Raw genomic sequence first — 24,756 nt, forward strand, 5'->3', positions numbered from 1 at the left:
GCACTGTGATGCCAACGACGCAACGCCTTTCGAGCATCGCTTCACGGCATTCGTCGTCGCTCGCCGCACGTTCGCCATCCGGCTGCTAGCTTTTCACTCTCGCCGGCAGATGGAGAGCGCCCATGAAATACCTGTGTCTGATCTATTACCCCGAAGCTGCCGTCGACGGCATGACCGACGCCCAGTGGCAGGCCCTGGTCGACCGCTGCCTGACCTACGGCGAAGGCCTGCGCGCCAGCGGCCACATGCTCGGTGGCGAGCCGCTGCGGCCAGTGGCCGAGACCCGCACGGTGCAGGTGCGCGACGGCGCGATGACGGTGACCGATGGCCCCTTCGCCGAGACTCGCGAGCAGCTCGCCGGCTTCTACCTGATCGAAGCCGCCGACATGGACGAGGCGACGGCCATCGCCGCGCGCATCCCGCCCGCGCCGCTCGGGCACATCGAAGTGCGCCCGGTACGCCAGCTGCCCGAGCGCTGATGGCGGCGGTCACGCCGGCGGACATCGAGCAGCTGTACCGCCAGGAATCGCGCCGCGTGCTGGCCACGCTGATCCGCCTGCTGGGCGACTTCGAGCGCGCCGAGGAGGCGCTGCAGGAGGCCTTCACCGCGGCGTTGCGCCAGTGGCCGGAGCAGGGCCTGCCGGCCAATCCGCGCGCCTGGCTGGTCTCCGCCGGCCGCTTCAAGGCGATCGACGCGCTGCGCCGGCGCGCGCGCTTCGACGCCTCGCTGGCGCAGCTGGCCGACAGCCTCGCCACGGAGGCCGAGGGTTCGCCCGAGGAGGTCGAGGAGATGGAAGACGACCGTCTGCGCCTGATCTTCACCTGCTGCCACCCGCAGTTGCCGGCCGCCGCCCAGGTGCCGCTGACCCTGCGCGAGGTCTGCGGGCTGACCACCGAGGAGATCGCCCGCGCCTACTTCGCCGGCCCGGCGACCATCGCCCAGCGCATCGTGCGCGCCAAGCAGCGCATCCGCGAGCGGGCGATCCCCTACCAGGTGCCGGCGCGCGAGCAGCTGCCCGAGCGCCTGGACAGCGTGCTGCGGGTCATCTACCTGGTGTTCAACGAGGGCTACGCGGCTTCGGCCGGCGAGCGCGTGACCCGCGCCGACCTCAGTGCCGAGGCCATCCGCCTCGGCCGCCTGCTGCTCGAGCTGCTGCCGGACCCCGAGGTCATGGGCCTGCTGGCGCTGATGCTGCTGACCGAGGCGCGCCGCGAGACCCGCACCGATGCCGAGGGCGCGCTGGTGCTGCTGGAGGACCAGGACCGCGCCCGCTGGAACCACGCGCTGATCGTCGAGGGCGGCGCGCTGGTGGAGCGGGCGCTGGCCTCGCGTCGCTTCGGCCCCTACAGCCTGCAGGCGGCGATCGCGGCGGTGCACGCCGAGGCCGCCTGCGCCGCGGATACCGACTGGGCGCAGATCGTCGCGCTCTACGACCTGCTGCTGCGCCTGGCCCCGTCGCCGGTGATCGAACTCAACCGTGCAGTGGCGGTGGCCATGCTGCGCGGACCGCAGGCCGGGCTGGCGCTGGTCGACGGCCTGCTGGCGCGCGGCGAACTCGGCGACTACCACCTGGCCCACGCCGCCCGCGCCGACTTCCAGCGCCGCCTGGGCCGCCACGACGCCGCGCGCGCCACCTATCGCCGCGCCCTGGAACTGACCCGGCTGGCCCCCGAGCGGGCCTTTCTGCAACGCCGGCTGGGCGAGCTGGGCGGCTAGCGGCGTCGGGTGAGACAGGCCTCGTGGGAGCAACGGTCTTGACCGTGAACGAGCCCCTTCCATCATTCGCGGTCAAGGCCGCTCCCACGCAGACGTAGGGTGGAAAACCGCGAAGCGTTTTCCACCGTGGCCGCGGTGGCGCCCCGTTGATCATGGTGAAGTCGGCAACGGCCCGACCGGACGCGTGGATGAGGCTTCGCCGTCATCCACCCTGCACGCTCGCTTGCTGTTGTAGAGGCCCGACCTCGGGGCGATCAGCCTTGTGTGGGGTCTTGACCGCGATCGGTTGGATGTCGCGGTCACGCCGGGCTTTTCCCTTCTCCCTCCGGGAGAAGGTGGCCCGCAGGGACGGATGAGGGGGCTCCACGGGATACATGGCGCAGCGCGCACCTGCCGCCGGGCCGATGCCACGTGCGTGGCCGGGGTTCGGTCCCCGGGCCCGGCGGTCGTTTATGATGCGTCCTCGACCCGAGGACCCTTATGCCTGACAAGAAGATCACCATCAAAGACGTCGCCCGCCTGGCCGGTGCCGGGGTCGGTACCGTGTCCCGCGTGCTGTCGGGCACCGGCTATGTCGGCGAGGAAACCCGCGAGCGGGTGATGCGGGCGATCGCCGAGCTGAACTACCGCCCCGACGAGATGGCGCGCAACCTGCGCCGCGGCGAGACGCGCACGGTCGGGGTGATCCTGCCGGACATGGCCAACCCGCTGTTCGCCCGGATCATCAGCCGCACCGAAGAGAAGCTGCGCCAGCAGGGCTACTCGGCGCTGCTCACCAGCTCCTTCAGCAACCCGACGCTGGAGGTGGAGCTGTTCCAGAGCCTGGCCAGCCGCAGGGTGGACGGGCTGGTGGTGGTGCCCTGTTCCGAGGACGACCCGGCCATGACCGAGCTGCTGGCGAACTGGGGCAAGCCAGTGGTCATCATGGACCGCTACATGCTCGGCGACGCCCCGCGGGTGGGGCACGTGCAGACCGACCATGAAATGGGCATGCGCCAGGCGGTGGATACCCTGGCGGCGCGCAACCACCGCACCGTGATGCTGTTCTACCTCGACATGACCCGCCCGGGCCTGGAGCGCCGGCGCGGCTTCCTCGAAGCCGTCGAGCGCCATCAGGGGCGCCTGCAGGCCGAACTGGAGTGCGGCCACGAGCGCCCGGATTCGGGTTACCAGGTGCTGAAGAACCGGCTCGAACGCGAGCCGCTGCCGGATGCCCTGGTGGTCGGCCACAACCGGATGCTGCCGGGCGTGCTGCGGGCTCTGCGCGAGCGCGGCGTGGAGGTCGGCCGGGACATTTCGCTGATCTGCTGCGACGAGACCGAACTCACCGAGTTCTACTCGCCGCCGATCTCGGTGATCCGGCGCGACCTGGGCCTGATCGGCGAAGCCGCCTACGATGTCTTCATGCGCCTCAACAGCGGCGACCGCGAGCGGCGCTGCGTGGTGCTGCCCACCGAGTTCGTCGAGACGGCCAGCGTGCGCCAACTCTGAAGGCCAAGAACGCGGGCGGCGTGGCGGATCGCCGCCAGGGGCGCCTCCCACAATGGTCCGTGTCGAGATGCGAGGCGCCGGACCATGAGGCGGCACGGCGTTCGCCCGTCGCCCCCGCAGGCCGGGGTCCAGTTGGCTTGCGCGGTGACAGGCGCTGCTTTGAAGAAGGGGCGGACCACGCTGCCGGCCGAGTTCGCGAGCAAGCTCGCTCCTACGCTGCTGAGGAGCAGAGACTACGGACATAAAAAGGCCGATGCCAGAGATCCGGCATCGGCCTTTTACGTTCAGGCAAGCCCGGTATAGCCCAGAAGCTTAACGGCGTTACAGCAGGTGGCGGGCCATTGCGCAGCCGTTGATCACTGCTTCATTTCCGGCGGCAGCAGCTTGTCCGGAATGTCGATGCCGCGCTCGCGGTAGTAGCGCACGGCGCCTGGGTGCAGCGGCAGGAAGTCGTTCTTCAGCACGTTCTCCGCCAGCGTCTCCTTGGCCGAGGCGTGGGTGTTGACCATCTCGTCGGGGTGCTCGAGTACTGCCTTGGTGATCTCGTAGACCAGGTCCTCCGGCATCTCGTGGTCGACGATGACGAAGTTCCACATGCCCAGGGTCTTGATCGGCACCTTCAGCGACTGGTAGGTCCCGGCCGGGATCTCGGTGATGCTGGCGTAGGGCAGCTTGGGCAGCAACTGGTCGATCTGCTCCTGGCTGAAGGAGAAGACGGTCGCCGGCACCTGCGCTTCCAGTTCGCTGAATGCCGAGGTGGGCAGGCCCGCCGCCGTGGCCACCGCGTCCAGGCGGCCGTCGGCCAGTTGGGAGGCCTGGTCGCCTAGCGGGCCGTTGCGCTCTGTCACCTCGATGCCGAGGATGTCGAGCCAGCGTTTCCAGTAGGACCCGGTGCCGCCCTTCGGCCCGGTGCCCAGCACCTTGCCGTCCAGGTCGCTCACCGACTTGATGCCGGTGCGCTCGAGCGCCGCCACCTGGAAGGCCGTGTTGTACATCGGCAGCACGGCGCGCATGTTCTCGTAGCGGGTGCCCGGGTGCAGGTCCAGCTCACCGGTCCAGGCCTCGTAGGCCGGGCCCATGGTGGACATGGCGATGTCGATGCGGCCCTTGTGCAGCAGCACCAGGTTCTGGTTCGGGCCCTGGGTCTGCTGGGTGGAGGCCGGCACGCCGACGTGGCGGCTGATGACGCCGGCCACGCCCTGGCCGTAGATGCCGTAGACGGCCCCGGGCGAACCGGTGCCGATGACCAGCGTCTGCGGCCAGTCGGCACGGTCGGCGGCGTGGGCCTGGGCCGCCAGGGCGAGGGTGAGGGTGGCGATCGCTGTCTTGATCATGGAGTTACCTTCCTTCTTGTTGTTATGGGTCAGTGGAGTTGGGGCCGGGCGGACGCCGACGCCGGCCGCGCGAAGCGCCAGGCCAGCAGGGTGCCGCCGAGGATGAAGCCGGCCAGGTCGGTGTAGAGCCCGCCATCGAACAGGCACATCGAGGCGACCACCGCCAGTACGCGCAGCAGCGGATTGAGCCGGCCCTTGAACCAGCCCTCGCTGGCGATGGCCAGGCCGCAAATGCCCAGCGACGCGGTGACCAGCACGTGGACGATGGCCAGCGGTTCGCCGCGCAGCAGGATCTCGCTGTGGTAGACGAACAGGAACGGCACGATGTACGCGGCGATGCCATAGCGCATGGCCTTGAACGAGGTGGTCCAGGGGTTGGCCTGCGCCAGCGCGGCGCCGGCGAAGCCGGACAGGGCGATGGGCGGGGTGATGGTGGAAATCACCGCGTAGTAGAAGACGAAGAAGTGCGCCGACAGCGCGTCGACCCCCATCTTCTGCAGGCTGGGCGCCACCACGCTGGCGGCGATCGCGTAGGCGGCCGTGGTCGGCATGCCCATGCCGAGGATCAGCGCCACCAGCATGGCGAAGAACAGCGCGAAGAACTCGCTCTGGCCGGCCATGCCGAGCAGCAGCGCGGAGAAGCGGCCGCCGAGGCCGGTGAGCCCGATCACGCCGACGATGATCCCGGCGCAGGCGCACACCGCCGCCAGCTGCAGCGACTGCCGGCTGGCGCCTTCGAGCGCGGCCAGAATGTCGCGCCCGGTCTCCTTCAGCGCGCCACCCAGGCGGACCGGCGAGCGGCCGCTGGCCAGCGCCCCGAGCAGGGCCAGCAGCCCGCCGCCGATGGCCAGCATGCCATGAGTGTTGGCGGCCGCCGTGGGCAGCAGTACCAGGCTGAGGATGCAGGCCACCAGCGGTACCGCCAGCAGGCGGCTGTCCAGCTCGAAGCGGTTGCGCAGCAGCACCAGCACGGCCGAGGCGATTCCCCAGGAGCCGGCCGAGATCACCGAGTAGCCGGCGATCAGAAAACACATCAGGATGCCCAGCGGCAGCAGCATGAAGATGTCGCGCATCATCGGTCGGAAGCGCGGCAGCTCCGAGGCCGGCAGGCCATCGATGCGCTCCTTGATCGCCTCGATGTCGACGTGGGCGTACACCGCCAGGTAGTAGAGGAAGCACGGCAGCAGCGCGGCCAGGGCGATCTGCGTGTAGGGGATGCCGGTCACCTCGGCCATGATGAAGGCGCCGGCGCCCATGATCGGCGGCGCCAGCTGGCCGCCGGTGGAGGCGGCTGCCTCGATCGCGCCGGCGCTGCTGCGCGAGTAGCCGATGCGGCGCATCACCGGGATGGTGAAGGTCCCCGAGGCGACCACGTTGGCCACGCCGCTGCCGCTGATCATGCCGAAGAAAATGCTGCCGAGGATCGCCGCCTTGGCCGGACCGCCGCGCGCGCGGCCGACCAGGGCGAAGGCGAGGTTCATGAACAGGTCGCCGACCTTCGACACCTGCAGGAAGGCGGCGAAGATCACGAACAGCACGATGTACTGGGCGGCCGCGGCAGTGGTGATGCCGAAGATCCCTTCCATGCTGTAGAGGAAGGTGGAGAATTCGTCGAAGCCGTAGCCGCGGTGGTACAGCACGCCGGGCAGCCAGGGGCCGACGATGCCGTAGACGATGAACACCAGGGCCAGCACCGGCAGCGCCAAGCCGGCCGAACGGCGGGCGAACTCGATGACGATCAGGATGCCGATGGCCGAGACGATCACGTCCCAGGTGGTCATCAGCACCCCGGTGCGCACGATCAGTTCGTCCAGCTGCCACCAGATGTAGGCCGAGCAGCCCAGTGCGGCGAGGCCGAGCGCCAGGTCCCAGAACGGAATCTTCGAGCCCTTGGCCCGGCCCCAGGTGGCGTAGAGGGACAGCGCGATGGCGGCGCCCAGGTTGACGTGCAGCGCGCGGAACACCCACTCGTCCATCGGCAGCACGTTCAACACCACCAGGTGGAACGCCGAGTAGAGCACGCAGAGGGCGAAGACCAGGCCGAGCTGCCAGCCGCTCAGGTGGCGCGCCTTGGCGCCGAAATCGAATTTCTCCGCATCGGCTTCGGCGGCGGCGGTTTCCCGCTCGAGCTGATCGCGTGCCGGATCGGGCTTGTGTTGATTCATGACGCTTGCCTCCGTTGTTGTTCTTGGAGAGGGCATGTCGCGTGGTGCGGGCCCGGCCGGGATGGCCGGGCCTCGCCGGTTCAGTCGCAGCGGTAGCGGTCGATGACCTCCTGGCGCAGGCGCACGCCCAGCCCGGGCTCCTGGGGCACGGTCATGTAGCCGTTGCGGATTTCCGGGAAACCGTCCGGCAGTTCCCACAGCAGCGGGTCGCGCACGCGGTTGGCGAAGATCTCGACGAACAGGGCGTGCGGGTTGGCGGCGATCAGGTGCACCGCCACCTGTGGCTCCTCGTGGTGCGCCATCTCGACGTTCATGAACCTGGCCATGTCGGCGATGCGCTGCCATTCGGTGACGCCGCCGCACAGCGTGCAGTCGACGTTGAGGATGTTCACCGCACCCTTGTCGATCAGGTCGCGGCAGGCGCGCCCGCTGATCTCGCCCTGGCCGACGTTGATCGGGATGGAGGTCTTGCTGGCCAGCAGCCTGAGCCCGTCGGTCTGGTCGTACCATTTCACCGGCTCTTCCATCCAGCGCACGCCGAGATCGACCTTCTCCATGGCCACGCAGAATTTCACCGCGTCCAGCGGGTCCCAGCCCTGGTTGGCGTCGACCGTGACCACGAAGTCCTCGCCGCCGGCCTTGCGCGCAGCACGCACGCGGGCCAGGTCCTCGTCGAGGCTGGCGCGCCCGACCTTCATCTTGATGCCCATGCAGCCGGCCGCCCGGACCATGTCCACTTCCTCGGCGATGGCCTCGAGCGGGTCCTTGCCGTCCTTGGGGTAGTAGCCGCCGATGGAGATCACCGGAACGCGCTCGCGCACCCCGCCGAGCAGCTTGTACACCGGCGTCTGGTAGAGCTTGCCGCGGGCGTCCCACATGGCGTTGTCGAGGCAGCTGATGGCCTGCATGAGGATGCCGCGCGGATGCATGTCGAGCTGGTGCAGGCCGCGGTTGCCGAGGTCCAGGTCGACGTGGAACATGCGCTCCCAGAGGCGCTGGAAGTCGCGCACGTCCTGGCCGATCAGCAGCGGTGCGAGGTGCTGGCGCACCACCTCGACGATCTCCTTCTGGGTGTGGAATTCATCGCCGCCGTAGGTCTCGCCGACCATGCCGTTGGCCAGGTGCACGCGGGTGACGATGGTGGGGCGGGAGGCGACCTGGTAGGTGCCGCCCTTGAAGACCTCGCTCAGCGCCATGTCCAGCGGGATGGCTTCCACGTGTTCGATGATCATGTCCGTTTTCCTCTTCTTGTTGTGCGGATGAAGGTGGGGGCTCACTGGTCCACGACGAAGCCGTCGAAATGCGGGCGCATGCTGATCGGGCGCGACTGCGGCGGGCGGATCTTCTGCGCGTCGTCGAGCAGCGCCATGCCCAGGCCGGGACCGTCGGGGATGTCGACGAAGCCCTGGTCCGGCAGCGGAACCCTGTCCACCACGTTGCTGCCCAGATGCTCGGGACGGGATTCGAAGATTCCCGCCTCGAAGCCGGTGGCGTATTCCTGGATGGCGAAGTTCGGCGCGGCCGCGGCCACCTGCAGGCAGGCCGCCAGGCCGATCGGCGACAGCGGGTTGTGCGGCACCAGCTGCACGTGGTGCGCCTCGGCCATCGCCGCCACCTTGCGCGCGCCGGTGATGCCGCCGCACAGGCACAGGTCGACCCGGGCGAACTCCACGGCATTGCGCGACAGCAGCGCCTGAAATTCGTAGATGGTCGAGAAGCGCTCGCCGGTGGCGATCGGCACCGGGATCCGGTCGGCGACGCGGGCCATGGCATCCGCCCCTTCGGGGCGGATAGGGTCCTCGACGAACATCGGGTGGTACTGCTCGATGTCGCGGGTGAAGGTGACCGCCTCGGCAGGCGTCAGGCGCCGGTGCAGCTCGATCAGCAGGTCGACCCGGTCGCCGACCACCTCGCGCATGCGCCGCACGTTGTCCACCGCGTCACGGATCTTCTTGATATGGGTCTTGAAATAGACCTGGTCGTTGCCCTCGTCGAGGAACGGGTTGAGGTGGCCGAAGGCGGTGAAGCCGGCATCCATCTTTGCCTGGCACTCCTCGAGCATCTTCTCGATGGTCTTCTCGTAGATGTGCCCGTAGATGCGCGCCTTGCGCCGCACCGGCCCGCCGAGCAGCTCGTAGATCGGCACGCCGAGCGCCTTGCCCTTGATGTCCCAGAGCGCGATGTCGATGGCGGAGATCGCCGCATTGATCGCCAGCCCCTGGAAGTAGCTGAAGCGGTGCATCACGTTCCAGTGATGCTCGATGTCGAAGGCGTTCTTGCCTTCGAGGTATTCGGCGAAGCGCTGGATCGCCACGCCCGAGGCCTCGATATGACCCCAGGCGCCGGCTTCGCCGAAGCCGACGATGCCCTCGTCGGTCTCCACGCGGCAGAACATGAACTGGCCGACGTGCAGGGGTACAACGCGCGTGATTTTCATCGTTTCCCTCATGGTTCTTGTTGTGATTCGAGGCCGGCATAGGGGGCGGGCGGCCTGCTGAAAAACAGCATGGAATCGTTTCCACAAAAGCGCAAGCCGAAATTTGCGCGTCGGTGAATTTCCGCGATGCATGGGGTGGATGCCGGGATGGAAAGGGCGTGCCGCACTTCGCCGCCGAACTCGGCCGGCCTCGCGCAGTCGGTTGCCAGGACGCCCCGAGCCGTGGTGCCCTGTAAAAAGGCCGCCGCAGTCCGGTGGCCATCCCCACACCAACATGGAGCAACCGATGAACTCACAGTGGATCGACATCGCCGGCAACGACGGCCAGACCTTCAAGGGCTACCTGTCCCTGCCGCCCACCGGCCGCGGCCCGGGGCTGGTGCTGATACAGGAAATCTTCGGCGTCAACGCGCACATCCGCGCCGTGGCCGACCAGTACGCGCTGGACGGCTACGTGGTGCTGGCGCCGGACCTGTTCTGGCGCGCCGAGCCGCAGGTCGACCTCGGCTACGGCGAAGCCGACTGGACGCGCGCCTTCGAACTGATGAAGGGGCTCGACTTCGGCCTGGCCATCGGCGACCTCGACAGCACGCTGAAGACCCTGCGCGGGCGCGTCGAATGCAGCGGCAAGGTGGCCGCCATCGGCTACTGCATGGGCGGGTTGCTGTCGTATCTCTGCGCCGCCAGCACCGATGTGGACGCCGCGGTCTGCTACTACCCCGGCAGCATCGACGCGCACCTGGACAAGGCGGACAAGGTCAACTGCCCGATCCTCCTGCACTTCGCCGAACAGGACAGCTACATCCCCGCCCAGGCGGTGCAGGCCGTGCGCGGCGCCTTCGCCGGTTCGCCGCAGGCGACCATCGAGGTCTACCCGGGCGTCGACCATGGCTTCAACTGCTGGGAACGGCCGATGTACGACCAGCGCAGCGCCGCCATTGCCCACGGCCGCACGCTGACCTTCCTCGCCGACGCGCTCTGAGCCTCGCTACCTTCAGCGATTGACCACCTTCGCCGGCAACGCCATGACCAGCAGCGAGCTGAGCAGCAGGCAGCCGGCGAAGAACCAGAGAGCGCCCTGGCTGGAACCGGTGAGGTCCAGCGCCAGGCCGACCAGCGAGTTGCTCACCAGCCCGGCGATGTTCGCCAGGGAGCAGGCCAGGGCGAAGCCGGTGGCCGCGGCGGTGCCGGTGAGGAAGGTCGCCGGCAGGCTGAAGAACACCGGCACCGCGCCGACGATCATCGCCTGGGCGAGGGCGAACAGCGCCACCGTGGCCGCCAGGTTGCCGGCGAAGAAGGTGCTGCCGGCCATCGCCGCGGCACCGATCCAGAACGGCAGGATGATGTGCCAGCGGCGCTCGCGGTAGCGGTCGGAGCTGGCGCCGAGCAGCAGCATGCCGAGCAGCGCGGCGACGCTCGGCAGCGCGGTCAGCCAGCCGATCCGCACCGGGTCGGCGACCCCGGCGTTGCGGAGGAAGGTCGGCAGCCAGAAGCCCAGCGCATAGGCGCTGAGCAGGATCGAGAAGTCGATGCCGCCGAGCATCCATACCTTCAGGTTGAAGAAACCCTCGGAAAAGCGCTGCCCACTCTCGGGGCTCTGCGCCAGGTCGGCGGCCAGCGTGGCCTGCAGGCTGGCCCGCTCGCCGGCGTCGAGCCAGCGCGCGTGGTCCGGGTCGCGCGGCAGCAGGGCGAAGGCCAGCAGCCCGAGCAGCACGCTCGGCAGCCCTTCGAGCAGGAACAGCCACTGCCAGCCCTGCAGGCCGTGCAGGTCGTCGAAATTGCCCATGATCCAGCCCGACAGCGGCGCGCCGAGGATGCTCGACAAGGGCAGGCCGAGCATGAACAGGGCGATCACCCGCCCGCGCCGCCAGCTCGGGTACCAGAGCGTCAGGTAATAGAGCACGCCGGGCAGGAAACCGGCCTCGGCGGCGCCGAGCAGGAAGCGCACCAGGTAGAACTGCGCCGGCGTCTGCACGAACAGCGTGCAGGTCGACAGCAGCCCCCAGCTGATCATGATCCGCGCGATCCACAGCCGCGCGCCGACCCGCTGCAGCACCAGGTTGCTCGGCACCTCGAAGAGGATGTAGCCGACGAAGAACAGCCCGGCGCCGAGCCCGAAGGCGGTCTCGGAAAAGCCCAGCTGCTCGGCCATCTGCAGCTTGGCGAAGCCGACGTTGATGCGGTCGAGGTAGGCCGCCAGGTAGCACAGGCAGAGAAAGGGAATCAGCCGCCAGCCGATCCTGCGGCTCAGCGCGCGCTGCTGCGGGCTTTCTCGTGGGGCGCGGGGTTCCGGCATGCGGGGCTCCAGCAGGGGGCGATATCCCTATGACCCCCGCGGATCGGCCCGGCGTTCAGTCGCGAGGCGAGGCTTCACGCCGGCACGAGCTTTTCCTTTTCTTGCGGGACGAGGAAAGGCATTCGATGCTTGCTGGCCCCTGTAGGAGCAGGCACCGCCTGCGACCCGTCTCGCGCGCGGTCAAGAGCACTCACTGGAATGCAGGCACCCGCTCCCTGTAGGAGCGACCTCGGTCGCGAACCAGCCTGCACGTAGCCGCGCACCGACAAGGAGCCAACGTCCTCTCCCTCCGGGAGAGGGTCGAGGGCCTGCACGCGCCCTCATCCGGCCCTGCGGGCCACCTTCTCCCGGCGGGAGAAGGGAAAGGTATGGCGCGGCCTATGATCTTGACGCACCTGTAAGAGCAGGCTTTGCCTACGACTTGGCGGGCGGCGTTCGCGGTCAAGACCGCTCCCGCCCGATCAGCCGCTCAGGGCGCCGGTTGCTGCTGGGTGATGCAGTGGATGTTGCCGCCGCCGAGCAGGATCTCGCGGCCGGGGACCATCACCACCTCGTGCTCGGGGAAGCATTCGCGGAGGATGCGCTCGGCCTCGGCGTCCAGCGGGTCGTCGAAGGCCGGGGCGACGATGCCGCCATTGACGATGAGGAAGTTCACGTAGCTGCCGGCCAGGCGGATCGACGGGTCGCGCGGCTGGCTGCCCACCAGCGGGGCGACACCGGCGCACTCGGCGGCCGTGGCATGCAGCGGGCCGGGAATCGGCATGCGATGCACCTTCATCGGGCGGCCGCGGGCGTCGCGGGCGCTCCTCAGTACCGCCATGGCCGCCTGGCAGCGCTCGTAGTTGGGGTTGGCCGCGTCGTCGGTCCAGGCCAGCAGCACCTCGCCGGGGCGCACGAAGCAGCAGAAGTTGTCGACGTGCCCGTCGGTCTCGTCGTTGTACAGGCCGTGCGGCAACCAGATGACGGTGTCGACCGCCAGGTGCTCGCGCAGCACGTTCTCGATCTGCTCGCGCGACAGCTGCGGGTTGCGATTGCGGTTGAGCAGGCATTCCTCGGTGGTGATCAGGGTGCCTTCACCGTCGACGTGGATCGAGCCGCCCTCGAGCACGAAGCCCTCGGTGCGGTAGCGATCGCAGCGCTCGATCTCGAGGATCTTCAGCGCCACCTGGTCGTCGCGCCGCCAGTCGGCGTAGAGCCCGCCTTCCAGCCCGCCCCAGGCGTTGAAGGTCCAGTCCACCCCGCGCAGGCCGCCCTTGCCGTCGATGACGAAGGTCGGCCCGGTGTCGCGCACCCAGGCGTCGTCGGTGCTCATCTCCACCACGCGGATGCGCGGATGGTCGAGCGCCGCGCGGGCGGCGAGGAACTGCTCGGCGGTGGCGCAGACGGTGACCGGTTCGAAGTGGGCGATGGCCCGCGCCACCTCGGCGAAGGCGGCCTGCGCCGGCGCGCCGTTGTCGCGCCAGTTGTCCGGGCGCTGCGGCCAGACCATCCAGGTCTGGCTGTGCCGGGCCCATTCGGCGGGCATGAAGTAACCGTCGGTGCGTGGCGTGGTGGTCAGGGTGGTCATGGCGATGTCCGTGTAGGGTGGAAAACGGCCGCAGGCCTTTTCCACCGACTGTTTGGCCTGGCGGTGGAAAACGCTGCGCGGTTTTCCACCCTACGAATGGCTGTGGCTCAGCTGGAGGGCTGCGAGCCGTCCAGCGTGCGGATCGGGCTGTACAGGTTCGGACGGCGGTCGCGGAACACGCCCCAGGCGCTACGGATGTGTTCCAGCTGGTCGAGGTCGAAGCTGTGCACCAGCACCCCTTCGCTGGTCTCGTCCATTTCCTCGACCTTGGCGCCGAACTGGTCGGCGATGAACGAGGAGCCGTAGAAGGTGATGTCGTAGCCGTCCTGCTCCTCGGTGCCGATGCGGTTGCTGGCGATCAGCGGCATCAGGTTGGCGCCGGCATGGCCCTGCTGCACGCGCTGCCAGTGGTCGCGCGAGGTGATGCTCGGGTCGTGCGGCTCGCTGCCGATGGCGGTGGGGTAGAACAGCAGTTCGGCGCCCATCAGCGCCATGCTGCGCGCGGTTTCCGGGAACCACTGGTCCCAGCAGATGGCCACGCCGATCTTGGCGTAGCGGGTGTTCCACACCTTGAAGCCGGTGTCGCCCGGGTTGAAGTAGTACTTCTCGTGGTAGCCGGGGCCGTCCGGGATGTGGCTCTTGCGGTAGACGCCGAGCAGCGTGCCGTCGGCGTCGATGATGGCGATGGAGTTGAAGCGCGCGCGCCCCGACAGTTCGAAGAAGCTCACCGGCAGCACCACCTGCAGTTCGGCGGCGACTTTCTGGAAGTGCTGGATGGCCGGGTTCTCCTCGACCGGGGTGGCCAGCTGCAGGTATTCCGGGTTCGGCTTCTGGCAGAAGTAGGGCGTCTCGAACAGCTCCTGGATCAGGATGATCTGCGCGCCCTTGCCGGCCGCTTCGCGGACCAGCTTCTCGGCGTTGGCGATGTTGGCCTGGCGATCCCAGGAGCAGGCCATCTGGGTGGCGGCGACGGTGACGATTCGGGACATGACGAGACCTCGCGAACGGGCGGGTGCCGGGACGGCGGGAATTGAGTGGTGCACTCTATTCGATGTTTATCCGTATGCCTAGCCGGGTACTTTCGCAATGAGTATCCGGATAGGGCTGAATACCGATATTTATCGAGTAATTCCGTCGGTGCGCGGAAGGAAGGGCGGCAGGTACAGGCCCAGGTAGGCGTCGAACACCCGCATGCCTTCCTCGGCCATGCGCGCGGTGATCTCGCCGTACTGCTGGATCGAGCGGGCGTAGACGCGGTCGCCGAGTTCCAGCGCCAGGCTGAACACGTCCGGCTCCTCCGGCAGCGGTGGCAGGACGAAATGGCTTTCAAAGAGGACCCGCATGGCGCGCCCGAGTTCGATGTCGTGGGACAGGTCGGCGCGGGTCACCTCGGCCAGCCCGTGCTGGGCGAGGATCAGCTGGCGCGCGGCCGGATCGCGTTCGTAGATCGCCAGCATGCGCAGTTCGATCTTCCGCGAGAGTTCCTGCCAGCGGGCCGGAACAGGACCGTCCAGCGGCTGCGCCAGGCAGTCCCGGAAGGCCTCGTGGACCTGCGCGATCAACCCTTCGAGCAGCGCCGGCACGCTGGGGAAGAAGTGGTAGACCGATGACGGCGGCAGGCCCGCGCGCTCGGCCACCGCATACATCGACAGGCCGCCGACGCCTTGCTCGGCGAGCAGCGTGCGGGCGGCTTCGAGGATCGCGTCGATGCGCGCCTGGCTGCTGGCGCGGGGCTTGCGGGCGGTGGCGGGTCGGGCCATGGCTACTCCGGGTCGGGGCCGCCATTGGATGCCGGCCGCGGCGGGGATGCAAGCCTCAGTGCTGCGGGCCGGGCCTGAGCAGGTCGCGGAACGCCTGGATCAGCGGCTCGCGGGTGCGCCCGCGGCGATAGATGAGGGTGAAGGGCGCCTGGTAGCCGAAGGTCGCCGGCAGCAGGACCTTCAGCCGGCCCTGGTCAGCCCAGGGCTGCGCGTAGTGTTCGGGCAGGTAGCCGATGTAGGCGCCGGAGAGCACCAGGATCAGCTGGGCCTCCATGCTTTCCACCGTGGCGGCGCTGTCGCGGATGCCATGACGGGCCATTTCCGCCTGGCTCCAGTAGCCGCGGCCGACCATGCGCTGGCCCATGATCAGGGTCGCCGGGATGCCGCGTTCGGCGAACAGCGGGTGCCGGTCGCTGCAGTAGAGCCAGTGCTGCTCGCGGTACAGCGGCTGGTACACCAGGCCGCTCATGCGGTTGTAGAAGGCGCCGATGGCGACGTCCAGGCGGTTTTCCAGCACCCCCATCTGCAGCTCGTAGGGACTCATGACCTGCAGGCGCAGGTGCACGGCTGGGTGGTTGCGGTTGTAGGCGCCGATCACGTCCGGCAGCGGCAGGGCCGGGTCGCTCACGGTGGAGTCCAGCACGCCGAGGGTGAGGGTGCCGCGCAGCTCGCCCTTGAGCGCCGCGGTGTAGCGCTCGAAGCCCTCCAGTTCGCCGAGCAGGCGCAGGCACTCCTGGTAGAACAGCTCGCCCTTGCCGGTCAGGCTGAAGCCGCCGCGGCCGCGGTGACAGAGGGTGATGCCCAGTTGCGCCTCGAGCTGGCTCATGTAGGTGCTGATCGCCGAGGTGGACAGGTTCAGCGCCTGCTGGGCGGCGGTGAAGCCCTGGTGCTGGACCACGCTGACGAAGATGCGCAGCAGCTTGAGGTCGGGCAGGGCGGTGTGCATCGGCGTCTCCGGCAGGCATTGCTTCAGAAAACTCTGAAGTAATTATTTGCCCTCGGCAATTTTTCCGTTTTGCCCCTTGGCCAAGAATCGGATCGTCCCGGATTCCTGAGGCCCGCCATGTCCCGCATTCTCCACCAGCCGCTGGGCGGCAACGAGATGCCGCGCTTCGGCGGCATCGCCACCATGCTGCGCCTGCCCTTCGTCCAGGCCGAGGCCGACAAGCGCGCGCTGGACGCCGCCTTCATCGGCGTGCCGCTGGACATCGGCACCTCGCTGCGCTCCGGCACCCGCTTCGGCCCGCGCGAGATCCGCGCCGAGTCGGTGATGATCCGCCCCTACAACATGGCCACCGGCGCGGCGCCCTTCGACTCGCTGAACGTCGCCGATGTCGGCGACGTGGCCATCAACACCTTCAACCTGCTCGACGCCGTGCGCATCATCGAGCAGGCCTACGACGAGATCCTCGAGCTCGGCATCGTGCCGCTGACCCTCGGCGGCGACCACACTCTCACGCTGCCGATCCTGCGGGCGATGAAGAAGAAGCACGGCAAGGTCGGGCTGGTGCACGTCGACGCCCACGCCGACGTCAACGATCACATGTTCGGCGAGAAGATCGCCCACGGCACCACTTTCCGCCGGGCCGTCGAAGAGGACCTGCTGGACTGCGACCGGGTGGTGCAGATCGGCCTGCGCGCCCAGGGCTACACCGCCGAGGATTTCGACTGGTGCCGCAAGCAGGGCTTTCGCGTGGTGCAGGCCGAGGAGTGCTGGCACCGCTCGCTGACGCCGCTGATGGAAGAGGTGCGCGCCAGGGTCGGCGGCGGGCCGGTGTACCTGTCCTTCGACATCGACGGCATCGACCCGGCCTGGGCGCCCGGTACCGGCACGCCGGAGGTCGGCGGGCTGACCACCATCCAGGCGCTGGAAATCATCCGCGGCTGCGCGGGACTCGAACTCATTGGTTGCGATCTGGTTGAAGTGTCGCCGCCCTACGACACCAGCGGGAACACCTCGCTGCTCGGCGCCAACCTGCTGTACGAGATGCTCTGCGTGCTGCCGGGCGTGACCCATCGCTAGCGCATCGGCAGGAGGCCGGCAATGAAGCTGGAACTGTTCCGCACCCTCTGGGGCTTCCGGGGCCGCTGGGAGCAGGCCCTCGACGAACTGCGCGAGGCCGGCTTCGACGGCCTGGAAGGACGCCTGCCGGACGATCCCGCGGCCCGCCCGGCCTTCGCCCGCCTCCTCGAAGCCAACGCGCTGCCCTACATCTGCACGCTGTTCAGCTCGACCCCGGTGCTGCCGCGCCAGGCCGACGGCGTCGCCGAGCACCTGGCCGACCTGGCGCCCAAGCTCGCCGCGGCGGCCGAGCTGCAGCCGCGGCTGGTCAACCTGCTGGCCGGCAACGACCGCTGGGCGATGGCGGCGCAGGTCGACTTCTTCGGCGCGGCGCTGGAACTGGCGCGCCAGGCCGGGGTGAACGCCTGCTTCGAGATCCATCGCGGCCGCTCGCTGTACAGCCCCTGGGTCACCCTTGAGCTGATCCGCCAGTTGCCCGGGCTGCGCTTCACCTCCGACATCAGCCACTGGGTGGTCACCTGCGAGCGCCTGCTGGATGACCCCGAGGACGACCTCGGCCCCTTCGTCGAACGGGTCTGCCACATCCAGGCGCGGGTCGGCTACGACCAGGGGCCGCAGGTGCCTCATCCCGGTGCGCCGGAATACGCCGCGGCGCTCGCCTTCCACCAGCGGCACTGGGAGCAGGTGTGGGCGAGCCAGCGGGCACGCGGCTTCGCCTGCACCACCCTGACGCCGGAGTTCGGTCCGGACGGGTATTTGCATCATCTTCCCTACACCAACGTGCCGGTCGCCGACCTGTGGTCGCTGAACCGGTGGATGGCCGCCGAGCAACGCGCGCACTTCCAGCGCTTTCTCGCCGGCACGCAGGAGGCCTCATGAGCAGCTTCACCCGCATCCCGGTGGTCGACGTCGCCGGCCTGTTCAGCCCGGACCTCGCCGAGCGCCAGGCCGTCGCCGGCGCGCTGGGGCAGGCCGCGCGCGAGGTGGGCTTTCTCTACATCACCGGCCACGGCGTGTCCCCGGCGCTGATGGACGGGCTGCACCGGGCGGCCGAGGCCTTCTTCGCCCAGGACTTCGAGACCAAGATGCGCCACTACATCGGCGCCTCCAGGACCCACAAGGGCTACGTGCCCGAGGGCGAGGAGATCTACGCCAAGGGCAAGCCGGACCACAAGGAGGCCTTCGACGTCGGCTACGAAGTGCCGGCCGACCATCCGCTGGTGCTCGCCGGCACGCCGCTGCTGGGGCCTAACGAGTGGCCGCCGGTCGCTGGTTTCAGGGAGGCGGTGCAGGCCTACTACGCGGCGGTGTTCGGCCTCGGCCGCACGCTGTTCCGCGGCTTCGCCCTGGCCCTCGGGCTGCCGGAGAACGCTTTCGACGATGCCGCGCAGTACCCGCCGTCGAAGCTGCGGCTGATCCACTACCCCTACGACGGCGAGGCCCAGGACGCTCCCGGGATCGGCGCCCACACCGACTACGAGTGCTTCACCATCCTGCTCGCCGACCGCCCTGGGCTGGAGGTGATGAACGACCTCGGCCAGTGGATCGACGCGCCGCCGCTGGACGGCGCCTTCGTCGTCAACATCGGCGACATGCTGGAGGTCATGACCGCCGGAGCCTTCGTCGCCACCGCCCACCGGGTGCGCAAGGTCGCCGAGGAGCGCTACTCCTTCCCGCTGTTCTACGCCTGCGACTACCACACCCAGATTCGCCCGCTGCCGCCGTTCGCCGAGGCCGGCGCGCACTACGAGTCGATCAGCATCGGCGAGCACATGTGGAGCCAGGCGCTGCAGACCTACCGATACCTGAAAGAACGCGTGGCCGCCGGCGAGCTCCGGCTGCCGGAACGCGCCCGCCAGCCCGCGAGCTTCGGCCGGCTGAAACACCAGCCGAGCGCGCTTTGAGCCCTGCCTTGCCCGTGAGCCATATGGAGAGACACCGATGAAGCGCCTGAAGAACCGGAGCTGAGCGCCCTGGCCGCCGTCATGCTGGGCCTGAGCTGCCAGGCGGGGGCCGCCGAGACGCCGAAGACCATCGCCGCCGGCGAGCTCAAGGTCGGCATGGAGATCGCCTATCCGCCGTTCGAGTACTACGACGGCGACCAGGTGGTCGGCTTCGACCCGGAGGTATCCGCCGAGCTGGCCGAGCGCATGGGCCTGAAGGCGACCTTCAGCGACACGCGCTTTCCCAACCTGATCCTGGGGCTGAACGCCAACCGCTTCGACACCATCATCTCCGGCATGTACATCCTGCCCGAGCGGCTCAAGCAGGCCGATGCCGTTCCCTACGCGAGGACCGGCGCGGCGATCATGGTGCGTGCCGATGCGGCGAAGAAGCCACAGACGCCCGAGGAGCTGTGCGGCCTGACCGTCGGCCTGCAGCAGGGCACTTCCTGGATCGGCAAGCTCAACGAGCTGTCGGCGGGCTATTGCAGCGAGCAGGGCGCCGGCGCCATCACCATCAACGAGTACCCGACCAGCTCGGAAGTCTCCCAGGCACTGATGTCCGGCCACGTGCAGGCGCACCTGGAGATCGCCAGCGCCTCGCAGATGATGGTCGACAAGTCGCGCGGGCGGATCGTCATCTGCTCGCCGCAGTCGGTCTACCCGGAAGTGCTCGGCATCTACGTCAAGCAGGGCAACGCCCAACTGCTGGACGCGCTCAAGGCCGCGCTGGACGACTTCAAGGCGAGCGGCGAGTACCAGGCGCTGCTGAAGAAGTACAACCTGGAAGAAGCCTGATCCCGACCCGGCGGCGCCGCCGGGCGTCGTCGACCGGCGCCCGGTGCGAGGTAGCGCATGCCGTTCGAGTGGACCTATTTCTTTTCGCTGTTCTCCATGCCCGGCTTCTGGCAGGCCAGCTGGACGGTGGTCAAGCTCAGCACCCTGGCCTGGCTGATCGGCCTGCTGATCGGCTTTGGCCTGGCCAGCGCCAGGCAGTCGGCGCATCGCTGGATCAGCGCGCCGGCCGGCCTGTACGTGTGGTTCTTCCGCAGCGTGCCGCTGCTGGTGCTGCTGATCTTCGTCTACAACCTCCCGCAGCTGTTTCCGGCCAGCGGCGCGCTGCTGTCGAACCCCTTCTACGCCGGCCTGCTGTCGCTGGTGCTGACCGAGGCGGCCTACATGGCGGAGATCCACCGCGGCGGACTGCTCTCGGTCGCCAGGGGGCAGCGCGAGGCGGCGCGCGCCCTGGGCATCCGCGGGCTGGGCACGCAATGGCTGATCGTCATCCCGCAGGCCTTCCGCATCGCCCTGCCGACCCTGACCAACGAGTACGTGACCATCGTCAAGCTGACCTCGCTGGTCTCGGTGATCTCGCTCACCGAGCTGTTGCTGGTGGGCCAGCGGCTCTATGCGCAGAACTTCCTGGTGCTCGAGACGCTGGGGGCGGTGGCCGTCTACTACGTGCTGATCGTCACCCTGTTCGGCTGGCTGCTGCAGTACCTCGAGCGCTGCCTGGATCTGACCCGGCGCAAGCCGGAAACCCTCGACGAGGCCCGCGTACAGGCCCTGCGCGCCTCACTGCCGCCGGTACGCACGGCACCGGCCGCGGTCTCGCGTACCGGGCAGCCCGACGCCCTGCGGCTGCTGGACGTGCACAAGCGCTACGGCAGGCACGAGGTGCTCAAGGGCATCGACCTCGCCGTGCGCCCGGGTGAGGTGATCTCCATCATCGGCCCGTCGGGCTCCGGCAAGACCTCGCTGATCCGCACCATCAACGGCCTGGAAAGCATCGAGCAGGGCGAGATCGTGCTGTTCGGCGAGGACTTCATCCGCGCCGGCGACACCCCGGACAACCGCCGCCTGCGCGCCGGCGTGCGGCGCATCGGCATGGTGTTCCAGAGCTTCAACCTGTTCCCGCACCGCACCATCCTCGACAACGTGCTGCTCGCACCGCGCTACCACCGCCTCGGCGACCCGGCCACGCTGCGCCACGAGGCCCTGGCCCTGCTCGACAAGGTCGGCCTGCTGGCGCATGCCGGCAAGTACCCGCACCAGCTCTCCGGCGGCCAGCAGCAGCGCGTCGCCATCGCCCGCGCGCTGGCCATGAAGCCGGACATCATGCTGTTCGACGAGCCCACCTCGGCGCTCGACCCGGAGCTGGTGGGCGACGTGCTCGCCGTCATCCGCGAGCTGGCACGCGAAGGCATGACCATGCTCATCGTCACCCACGAGATGGACTTCGCCCTGTCGATCTCCAGCCGCGTGGTGTTCATGGAAGACGGCCTGATCCAGGCCGACGCCCCGCCCGAGGCCCTGCGCACCCGCGGCGGCGAGCGTGTGCGGCGCTTCATCGGCCTCGACCAGGAGCAGCCGGCATGAGGTTCCGTCCGCCGCCCTGACCGGCCCTGCGCCCTACGAAGAACAACGACCTCGCCCCACTGACTGCCGCGCCACAACCGCACCACCCACGACAACGCGTAGGGGAGTCACCATGTTCGACACGCTTGCCCGCCACTTTGGCCAGGACAGCCTGGCCGCCACCGACCCGTCCCAGCGCAGCCTCGGGCTGCGGGGAACCGCCGCGCTCTGGCTCGGCGCCAACGTGGTGGTCACCACCATCCTTACCGGCATGCTGCTGGTGCCGGACCTGCGCTTCGGCCAGGCGATGTTCATCGTCCTGCTCGGCTCCGCGCTCGGCATCCTGCCGCTGGTGCTGGTCGGCCTGATGGGCCAGCGCAGCGGCCTGTCGACCATGGTGCTGGCGCGCGCCAGCTACGGCGTGCACGGCGCCAAGCTGCCCTCGCTGGTCAACCTGGTGAGCCTGCTGGCCTGGAGCTGGATCCAGGCGCTGCTGGCCGGCATGAGCCTGAACTACGCGGTCGAGGCCACCACCGGCTACAGCAACCTGCCGCTGTTCACCGTGCTCTGCGAAACCCTGGTGGTGCTCATCGCCCTGCGCGGGCACCTGGGCATCGAGCGGGTCGAGCGCTGGGCGGCGGTCGGCATGCTGCTGCTGGCCGGCGCGGTGTTCTACGCCATGGGGCGCAACTTCGCCTTCGCCGAACTGTTCGCGATGCCGGTCGAGCCGCGCAACGAGATCAGCGCCGGGGTGGCCTTCGACATCGTCATCGCCACGGCCTTCTCCTGGATTCCGCTGGCCGCCGACTACAACCGCCACTGCCGCAGCCAGAAGGCCGCGGCGGTGGGTACCTGGGTCGGCTACGTCGCCGCCACCCTGCTGGCCATGGGCCTGGGCGCCGCGGTTTCCGGCTTCAGCGTGCTGGCCGGCATGCAGCAGACCTACGATCCGGCGGTGCTGTTGGCCGGCTTCGGCTTCGGGCTGCCGGCGGCGATCGTGGTGTTCCTCTCGGTGATGACCACCAACGTCATGTGCGTGTACAGCGCCACCCTGTCGTATCTGAACATGCGCCCGCAGACGCGCTTCTGGAAGCCGGCGCTGGCGATCGGCGTGCTGTCGATCCTCGGCTCGCAGATTCCCGGCATCCTCGACAACTTCCAGAACTTCCTGCTGATCATCGGCAGCGTCTTCATCCCGGCCTTCGCCGTGATGATCGCCGACTATTTCGTGATCCAGCGCGGTAGCTACCTCGAGGCCGATCTGCTCGACCCGCGCGGCGGACGCTACCGCTACCTGGCCGGCTTCAACCCGGCGGCCTTCGCCGCCTATGCGCTGGGCGCGGTGCTGGCCTACTACTGGGGCTGGGTGGCGCCGCTGGCGTTTGGGGCTTCGCTTCCGGTATTCGTGCTGACGGCGGTGTTCTACGTGGTGCTGCGCAAGTGGGTGCTGGTGCCGCGCATGCAGGCCGCCTGAATCGCGAAACCTCGAGGAGCCGCCATGAAGATCGTCGCCCGGCAGCAGTGGTTTGAAGTCCAGCGTCGCGACGACGCCATCAGCCTGATCCACGAGCCCTGGATCAGGCCGTTCTACCGCTGCAACCTCTGGCACGTGCAGGGCCGCGAGCGCGACCTGCTGATCGACAGCGGTTCCGGGCTGGTCAGCCTGCGCGAGCAGTTGCCGTGGCTGACCGAGCGCCCGCTGCTGGCGGTAGCGAGCCACACCCATTTCGACCACATCGCCGGGCACCACGAGTTTCCCGAGCGCCTGGTGCACCCGGCCGAGGCGGACATCCTCGCCGCGCCGGACGGCGACAACACGCTCGCCACCGCCTTCGTCGGCGACGCCATGTTCGAGGCCCATCCCGAGTGCCCGCTGTGCTACGCCGAATACCGCGTACGGGCGGCGCCGGCGACGCGCCTGATCGAGGAGGGCGAGGTGCTGGATCTGGGCGACCGGGTGCTCGAGGTGCTGCACACCCCCGGCCACTCCCCCGGCGGGATCAGCCTCTGGGAGGCGCACACGCGGACGCTGTTCTCCGGTGACGTGCTCTATGACGGCCCGCTGATCGAGGATGCCTACCACTCGGACGTGGAGGCCTACGCACGCAGCCTGGCACGCCTGCGCGAACTGCCGGTGCGGGTGCTGCACGGCGGGCACTTTCCCAGCTGCCCGGGCGAGCGCATGCGCGCCCTGATCGACGCCTGGTTCGCCGCGCACCCCGGGCTGGCCTGAGCCGGGGCACGGACCGCCGGCTCAGACCGTGTGCAGGTACCAGTTGTACTCGAGGTCGGAGATCGAGTGCTCGAACTCCTCCAGCTCGCTTTCCTTGCAGGCGGCGAAGATGTCGATGTAATCCGGGCTGATGTAGCGCTCCATGATCTGGCTGTCGTCCAGCTCGCGCAGCGCGTCGCGCAGGTTGGTCGGCAGGCTGGCCTCGACCTTCTCGTAGGAGTTGCCCTCGATCGGGTCGTCCGGCTCGATCTTGTTGGTCAGCCCGTGGTGGATGCCGGCCAGCACCGAGGCCAGCAGCAGGTAGGGGTTGGCGTCGGCGCCGGCGACGCGGTGCTCGATGCGCACCGCATCGGGGCTCTCGCTGGGCACGCGCAGGGCCACCGTGCGGTTGTCGATGCCCCAGCAGGGAGCGTTCGGCACGTAGAACTGCGCCCCGAAGCGGCGGTAGGAGTTCACGTTTGGGCAGAGGAAGGCCATCGAGGCGGCCATGGTCTGCTGGATGCCGCCGATCGCGTGGCGCAGCGGGGCATGCTCGACCGGCGTTTCGGTGGCGAAAATATTGTTGCCATTCTTGTCCAGGATCGAGATGTGCACGTGCAGCCCGTTGCCGGCCTGGCCCGGATAGGGCTTGGCCATGAAGGTCGTGTCCATCTCGTGGTCGTAGGCGATGTTCTTGATCAGCCGCTTGAGCAGCACGGCGTAGTCGCAGGCCTTGATCGGGTCGGCGACGTGGTGGAGGTTGACCTCGAACTGCGCCGGCGCGCTTTCCTTGACGATGGCGTCGGCCGGGATGCCCTGTTCCTTGGCCCCTTCGAGGATGTCCTGCAGGCAGTCGACGTACTCGTCGAGGTCGTCGATCAGGTAGACCTGGGTCGAATGCGGGCGCTTGCCGGAGATCGGCGAGCGCGGCGGCTGCGGCCGGCCGTTCACGTTCTCCTGGTCGATCAGGTAGAACTCCAGCTCGAAGGCCGCGCACACGGTCAGCCCGAGCGCGTCGAACTGGGTCACCACCTGGCGCAGCACCTCGCGCGGGTCGGCGAAGAACGGCGAGCCGTCGCGCTCGTGCATGGTCATCAGCAGCTGCGCGGTCGGGCGCTTCTGCCAGGGTTCCTTGGACAGGGTGTTGGGGATCGGGAAGCAGATGCGGTCGGAATCACCGATGTCCATGCCCAGGCCGGTGCTTTCGACGGTGATGCCCTTGATGTCCAGGGCGAACAGCGAGGCGGGCAGGTTGATGCCCTTCTCATAGACCTTGTGCAGGCTGGCGCGGTCGATGCGCTTGCCGCGCACCACGCCGTTCATGTCGGCGATCAACAGGTCGATGTAGAGGACCTCCGGGTGTTCCTTCAGGAACGCATTGGCTTCGTTTAGCTGAATGGCACGCGGCGGGGGCGACATGGTGAAGCACCTTCATTGTTAAAAATATCAATCA

At 68.6% G+C, this 24,756-nt stretch carries 21 protein-coding genes; 11 read left to right on the forward strand and 10 right to left on the reverse strand.

The features are described 5' to 3' along the window. Positions 1 to 122 precede the first annotated feature (122 nt). The 3 genes from H610_RS0104525 to H610_RS0104540 all read left to right on the forward strand — a co-directional run bounded on the left by H610_RS0104525 (position 123) and on the right by H610_RS0104540 (position 3,208). Positions 123 to 479 carry a YciI family protein gene (locus H610_RS0104525; protein WP_028238577.1) on the forward strand — a complete coding sequence of 119 codons (357 nt, stop codon included), beginning with the start codon at positions 123 to 125 and terminating at the stop codon, positions 477 to 479. Beyond that, positions 479 to 1,717, forward strand: a complete 1,239-nt coding sequence (locus H610_RS0104530; RefSeq protein ID WP_043237609.1) for an RNA polymerase sigma factor — start codon at positions 479 to 481, stop codon at positions 1,715 to 1,717. Before H610_RS0104525 ends, H610_RS0104530 begins: the two co-directional genes overlap by 1 nt. Positions 1,718 to 2,197: 480 nt before the next feature. Continuing rightward, on the forward strand, positions 2,198 to 3,208 hold the full coding sequence (locus H610_RS0104540) for a LacI family DNA-binding transcriptional regulator (RefSeq protein ID WP_043237613.1): 1,011 nt from the start codon (positions 2,198 to 2,200) through the stop codon (positions 3,206 to 3,208). 356 nt (positions 3,209 to 3,564) lie between these two features. On the opposite strand, the gene H610_RS0104545 is transcribed toward H610_RS0104540, so the two are convergent. The 4 genes from H610_RS0104545 to H610_RS0104560 form a co-directional block, all read right to left on the reverse strand. After that, positions 3,565 to 4,542, reverse strand: a complete 978-nt coding sequence (locus tag H610_RS0104545) for a TAXI family TRAP transporter solute-binding subunit (protein WP_028238580.1) — start codon at positions 4,540 to 4,542, stop codon at positions 3,565 to 3,567. A 29-nt stretch (positions 4,543 to 4,571) separates the two neighbouring features. Then, positions 4,572 to 6,707: a TRAP transporter permease gene (locus H610_RS23250; RefSeq protein ID WP_051231499.1), complete on the reverse strand. Its 2,136-nt coding sequence runs from the start codon at positions 6,705 to 6,707 to the stop codon at positions 4,572 to 4,574. Between the two features lie 80 nt (positions 6,708 to 6,787). After that, the gene (locus tag H610_RS0104555; protein WP_028238581.1) at positions 6,788 to 7,939 is read right to left on the reverse strand and encodes a mandelate racemase/muconate lactonizing enzyme family protein; all 1,152 of its coding nucleotides are present in this window, start codon (positions 7,937 to 7,939) and stop codon (positions 6,788 to 6,790) included. 41 nt (positions 7,940 to 7,980) lie between these two features. Further along, positions 7,981 to 9,144, reverse strand: a complete 1,164-nt coding sequence (locus tag H610_RS0104560) for a mandelate racemase/muconate lactonizing enzyme family protein (protein ID WP_028238582.1) — start codon at positions 9,142 to 9,144, stop codon at positions 7,981 to 7,983. 286 nt (positions 9,145 to 9,430) lie between these two features. On the opposite strand from H610_RS0104560, the gene H610_RS0104565 reads away from it, so the two are divergent. After that, positions 9,431 to 10,126 carry a dienelactone hydrolase family protein gene (locus H610_RS0104565; RefSeq protein WP_028238583.1) on the forward strand — a complete coding sequence of 232 codons (696 nt, stop codon included), beginning with the start codon at positions 9,431 to 9,433 and terminating at the stop codon, positions 10,124 to 10,126. Between the two features lie 12 nt (positions 10,127 to 10,138). Here the strand turns inward: H610_RS0104565 and H610_RS0104570 are convergent, their stop codons facing one another. From H610_RS0104570 to H610_RS0104590, 5 genes are all read right to left on the reverse strand, one after another. After that, positions 10,139 to 11,440, reverse strand: a complete 1,302-nt coding sequence (locus H610_RS0104570; RefSeq protein ID WP_028238584.1) for an MFS transporter — start codon at positions 11,438 to 11,440, stop codon at positions 10,139 to 10,141. Between the two features lie 469 nt (positions 11,441 to 11,909). Next, a complete protein-coding gene (aguA, locus tag H610_RS0104575) occupies positions 11,910 to 13,007 on the reverse strand; it encodes an agmatine deiminase (RefSeq protein WP_028238585.1) in 1,098 nt (365 codons plus the stop codon). A gap of 107 nt (positions 13,008 to 13,114) precedes the next feature. Then, on the reverse strand, positions 13,115 to 13,996 hold the full coding sequence (gene aguB, locus H610_RS0104580; protein ID WP_028238586.1) for an N-carbamoylputrescine amidase: 882 nt from the start codon (positions 13,994 to 13,996) through the stop codon (positions 13,115 to 13,117). Between the two features lie 129 nt (positions 13,997 to 14,125). Next, positions 14,126 to 14,767, reverse strand: a complete 642-nt coding sequence (locus H610_RS0104585; RefSeq protein ID WP_028238587.1) for a TetR/AcrR family transcriptional regulator — start codon at positions 14,765 to 14,767, stop codon at positions 14,126 to 14,128. Between the two features lie 55 nt (positions 14,768 to 14,822). Beyond that, positions 14,823 to 15,713 (reverse strand): LysR family transcriptional regulator, encoded by an 891-nt coding sequence (locus tag H610_RS0104590; protein WP_028238588.1) that lies wholly within the window; start codon positions 15,711 to 15,713, stop codon positions 14,823 to 14,825. Positions 15,714 to 15,830: 117 nt separating this feature from the next. Between H610_RS0104590 and speB the strand changes: the two genes are divergently transcribed. The 7 genes from speB (at position 15,831) to H610_RS0104625 (ending at position 23,324) form a co-directional block, all read left to right on the forward strand. Beyond that, positions 15,831 to 16,790 carry an agmatinase gene (speB, locus tag H610_RS0104595; RefSeq protein WP_028238589.1) on the forward strand — a complete coding sequence of 320 codons (960 nt, stop codon included), beginning with the start codon at positions 15,831 to 15,833 and terminating at the stop codon, positions 16,788 to 16,790. A gap of 21 nt (positions 16,791 to 16,811) precedes the next feature. After that, positions 16,812 to 17,669: a sugar phosphate isomerase/epimerase family protein gene (locus H610_RS0104600; protein ID WP_028238590.1), complete on the forward strand. Its 858-nt coding sequence runs from the start codon at positions 16,812 to 16,814 to the stop codon at positions 17,667 to 17,669. After that, complete coding sequence (locus H610_RS0104605; protein ID WP_028238591.1) at positions 17,666 to 18,694, forward strand: isopenicillin N synthase family dioxygenase; 1,029 nt, start codon at positions 17,666 to 17,668, stop codon at positions 18,692 to 18,694. The genes H610_RS0104600 and H610_RS0104605 overlap by 4 nt, the downstream gene beginning before the upstream one ends. An 81-nt stretch (positions 18,695 to 18,775) precedes the next feature. Further along, complete coding sequence (locus tag H610_RS0104610) at positions 18,776 to 19,531, forward strand: ABC transporter substrate-binding protein (RefSeq protein ID WP_051231501.1); 756 nt, start codon at positions 18,776 to 18,778, stop codon at positions 19,529 to 19,531. 57 nt (positions 19,532 to 19,588) lie between these two features. After that, on the forward strand, positions 19,589 to 21,112 hold the full coding sequence (locus H610_RS0104615) for an amino acid ABC transporter permease/ATP-binding protein (RefSeq protein ID WP_028238593.1): 1,524 nt from the start codon (positions 19,589 to 19,591) through the stop codon (positions 21,110 to 21,112). A 112-nt stretch (positions 21,113 to 21,224) separates the two neighbouring features. Beyond that, positions 21,225 to 22,565 carry a purine-cytosine permease family protein gene (locus H610_RS0104620; protein WP_028238594.1) on the forward strand — a complete coding sequence of 447 codons (1,341 nt, stop codon included), beginning with the start codon at positions 21,225 to 21,227 and terminating at the stop codon, positions 22,563 to 22,565. A gap of 24 nt (positions 22,566 to 22,589) precedes the next feature. After that, complete coding sequence (locus H610_RS0104625) at positions 22,590 to 23,324, forward strand: MBL fold metallo-hydrolase (RefSeq protein ID WP_028238595.1); 735 nt, start codon at positions 22,590 to 22,592, stop codon at positions 23,322 to 23,324. Between the two features lie 21 nt (positions 23,325 to 23,345). Here H610_RS0104625 and H610_RS0104630 read toward each other — a convergent pair whose 3' ends face one another. Next, positions 23,346 to 24,722, reverse strand: a complete 1,377-nt coding sequence (locus H610_RS0104630) for a glutamine synthetase family protein (RefSeq protein WP_028238596.1) — start codon at positions 24,720 to 24,722, stop codon at positions 23,346 to 23,348. Positions 24,723 to 24,756: the final 34 nt, after the last annotated feature.

Origin of the sequence: Stutzerimonas azotifigens DSM 17556 (assembly GCF_000425625.1) — a bacterium.
GTDB lineage: Bacteria > Pseudomonadota > Gammaproteobacteria > Pseudomonadales > Pseudomonadaceae > Stutzerimonas > Stutzerimonas azotifigens.

What these genes read in the sequence shown, in the direction of transcription:
- H610_RS23250 (WP_051231499.1), bottom strand. Translation starts at nt 6,707, where the DNA reads ATGAATCAACACAAGCCCGATCCGGCACGCGATCAGCTCGAGCGGGAA.
- aguA (WP_028238585.1), bottom strand. Translation starts at nt 13,007, where the DNA reads ATGACCACCCTGACCACCACGCCACGCACCGACGGTTACTTCATGCCC.
- H610_RS0104545 (WP_028238580.1), bottom strand. Translation starts at nt 4,542, where the DNA reads ATGATCAAGACAGCGATCGCCACCCTCACCCTCGCCCTGGCGGCCCAG.
- H610_RS0104630 (WP_028238596.1), bottom strand. Translation starts at nt 24,722, where the DNA reads ATGTCGCCCCCGCCGCGTGCCATTCAGCTAAACGAAGCCAATGCGTTC.
- H610_RS0104615 (WP_028238593.1), top strand. Translation starts at nt 19,589, where the DNA reads ATGCCGTTCGAGTGGACCTATTTCTTTTCGCTGTTCTCCATGCCCGGC.
- H610_RS0104620 (WP_028238594.1), top strand. Translation starts at nt 21,225, where the DNA reads ATGTTCGACACGCTTGCCCGCCACTTTGGCCAGGACAGCCTGGCCGCC.
- H610_RS0104570 (WP_028238584.1), bottom strand. Translation starts at nt 11,440, where the DNA reads ATGCCGGAACCCCGCGCCCCACGAGAAAGCCCGCAGCAGCGCGCGCTG.
- H610_RS0104540 (WP_043237613.1), top strand. Translation starts at nt 2,198, where the DNA reads ATGCCTGACAAGAAGATCACCATCAAAGACGTCGCCCGCCTGGCCGGT.
- aguB (WP_028238586.1), bottom strand. Translation starts at nt 13,996, where the DNA reads ATGTCCCGAATCGTCACCGTCGCCGCCACCCAGATGGCCTGCTCCTGG.
- H610_RS0104525 (WP_028238577.1), top strand. Translation starts at nt 123, where the DNA reads ATGAAATACCTGTGTCTGATCTATTACCCCGAAGCTGCCGTCGACGGC.
- H610_RS0104625 (WP_028238595.1), top strand. Translation starts at nt 22,590, where the DNA reads ATGAAGATCGTCGCCCGGCAGCAGTGGTTTGAAGTCCAGCGTCGCGAC.
- speB (WP_028238589.1), top strand. Translation starts at nt 15,831, where the DNA reads ATGTCCCGCATTCTCCACCAGCCGCTGGGCGGCAACGAGATGCCGCGC.
- H610_RS0104605 (WP_028238591.1), top strand. Translation starts at nt 17,666, where the DNA reads ATGAGCAGCTTCACCCGCATCCCGGTGGTCGACGTCGCCGGCCTGTTC.
- H610_RS0104530 (WP_043237609.1), top strand. Translation starts at nt 479, where the DNA reads ATGGCGGCGGTCACGCCGGCGGACATCGAGCAGCTGTACCGCCAGGAA.
- H610_RS0104585 (WP_028238587.1), bottom strand. Translation starts at nt 14,767, where the DNA reads ATGGCCCGACCCGCCACCGCCCGCAAGCCCCGCGCCAGCAGCCAGGCG.
- H610_RS0104560 (WP_028238582.1), bottom strand. Translation starts at nt 9,144, where the DNA reads ATGAAAATCACGCGCGTTGTACCCCTGCACGTCGGCCAGTTCATGTTC.
- H610_RS0104600 (WP_028238590.1), top strand. Translation starts at nt 16,812, where the DNA reads ATGAAGCTGGAACTGTTCCGCACCCTCTGGGGCTTCCGGGGCCGCTGG.
- H610_RS0104565 (WP_028238583.1), top strand. Translation starts at nt 9,431, where the DNA reads ATGAACTCACAGTGGATCGACATCGCCGGCAACGACGGCCAGACCTTC.
- H610_RS0104610 (WP_051231501.1), top strand. Translation starts at nt 18,776, where the DNA reads ATGCTGGGCCTGAGCTGCCAGGCGGGGGCCGCCGAGACGCCGAAGACC.
- H610_RS0104555 (WP_028238581.1), bottom strand. Translation starts at nt 7,939, where the DNA reads ATGATCATCGAACACGTGGAAGCCATCCCGCTGGACATGGCGCTGAGC.
- H610_RS0104590 (WP_028238588.1), bottom strand. Translation starts at nt 15,713, where the DNA reads ATGCACACCGCCCTGCCCGACCTCAAGCTGCTGCGCATCTTCGTCAGC.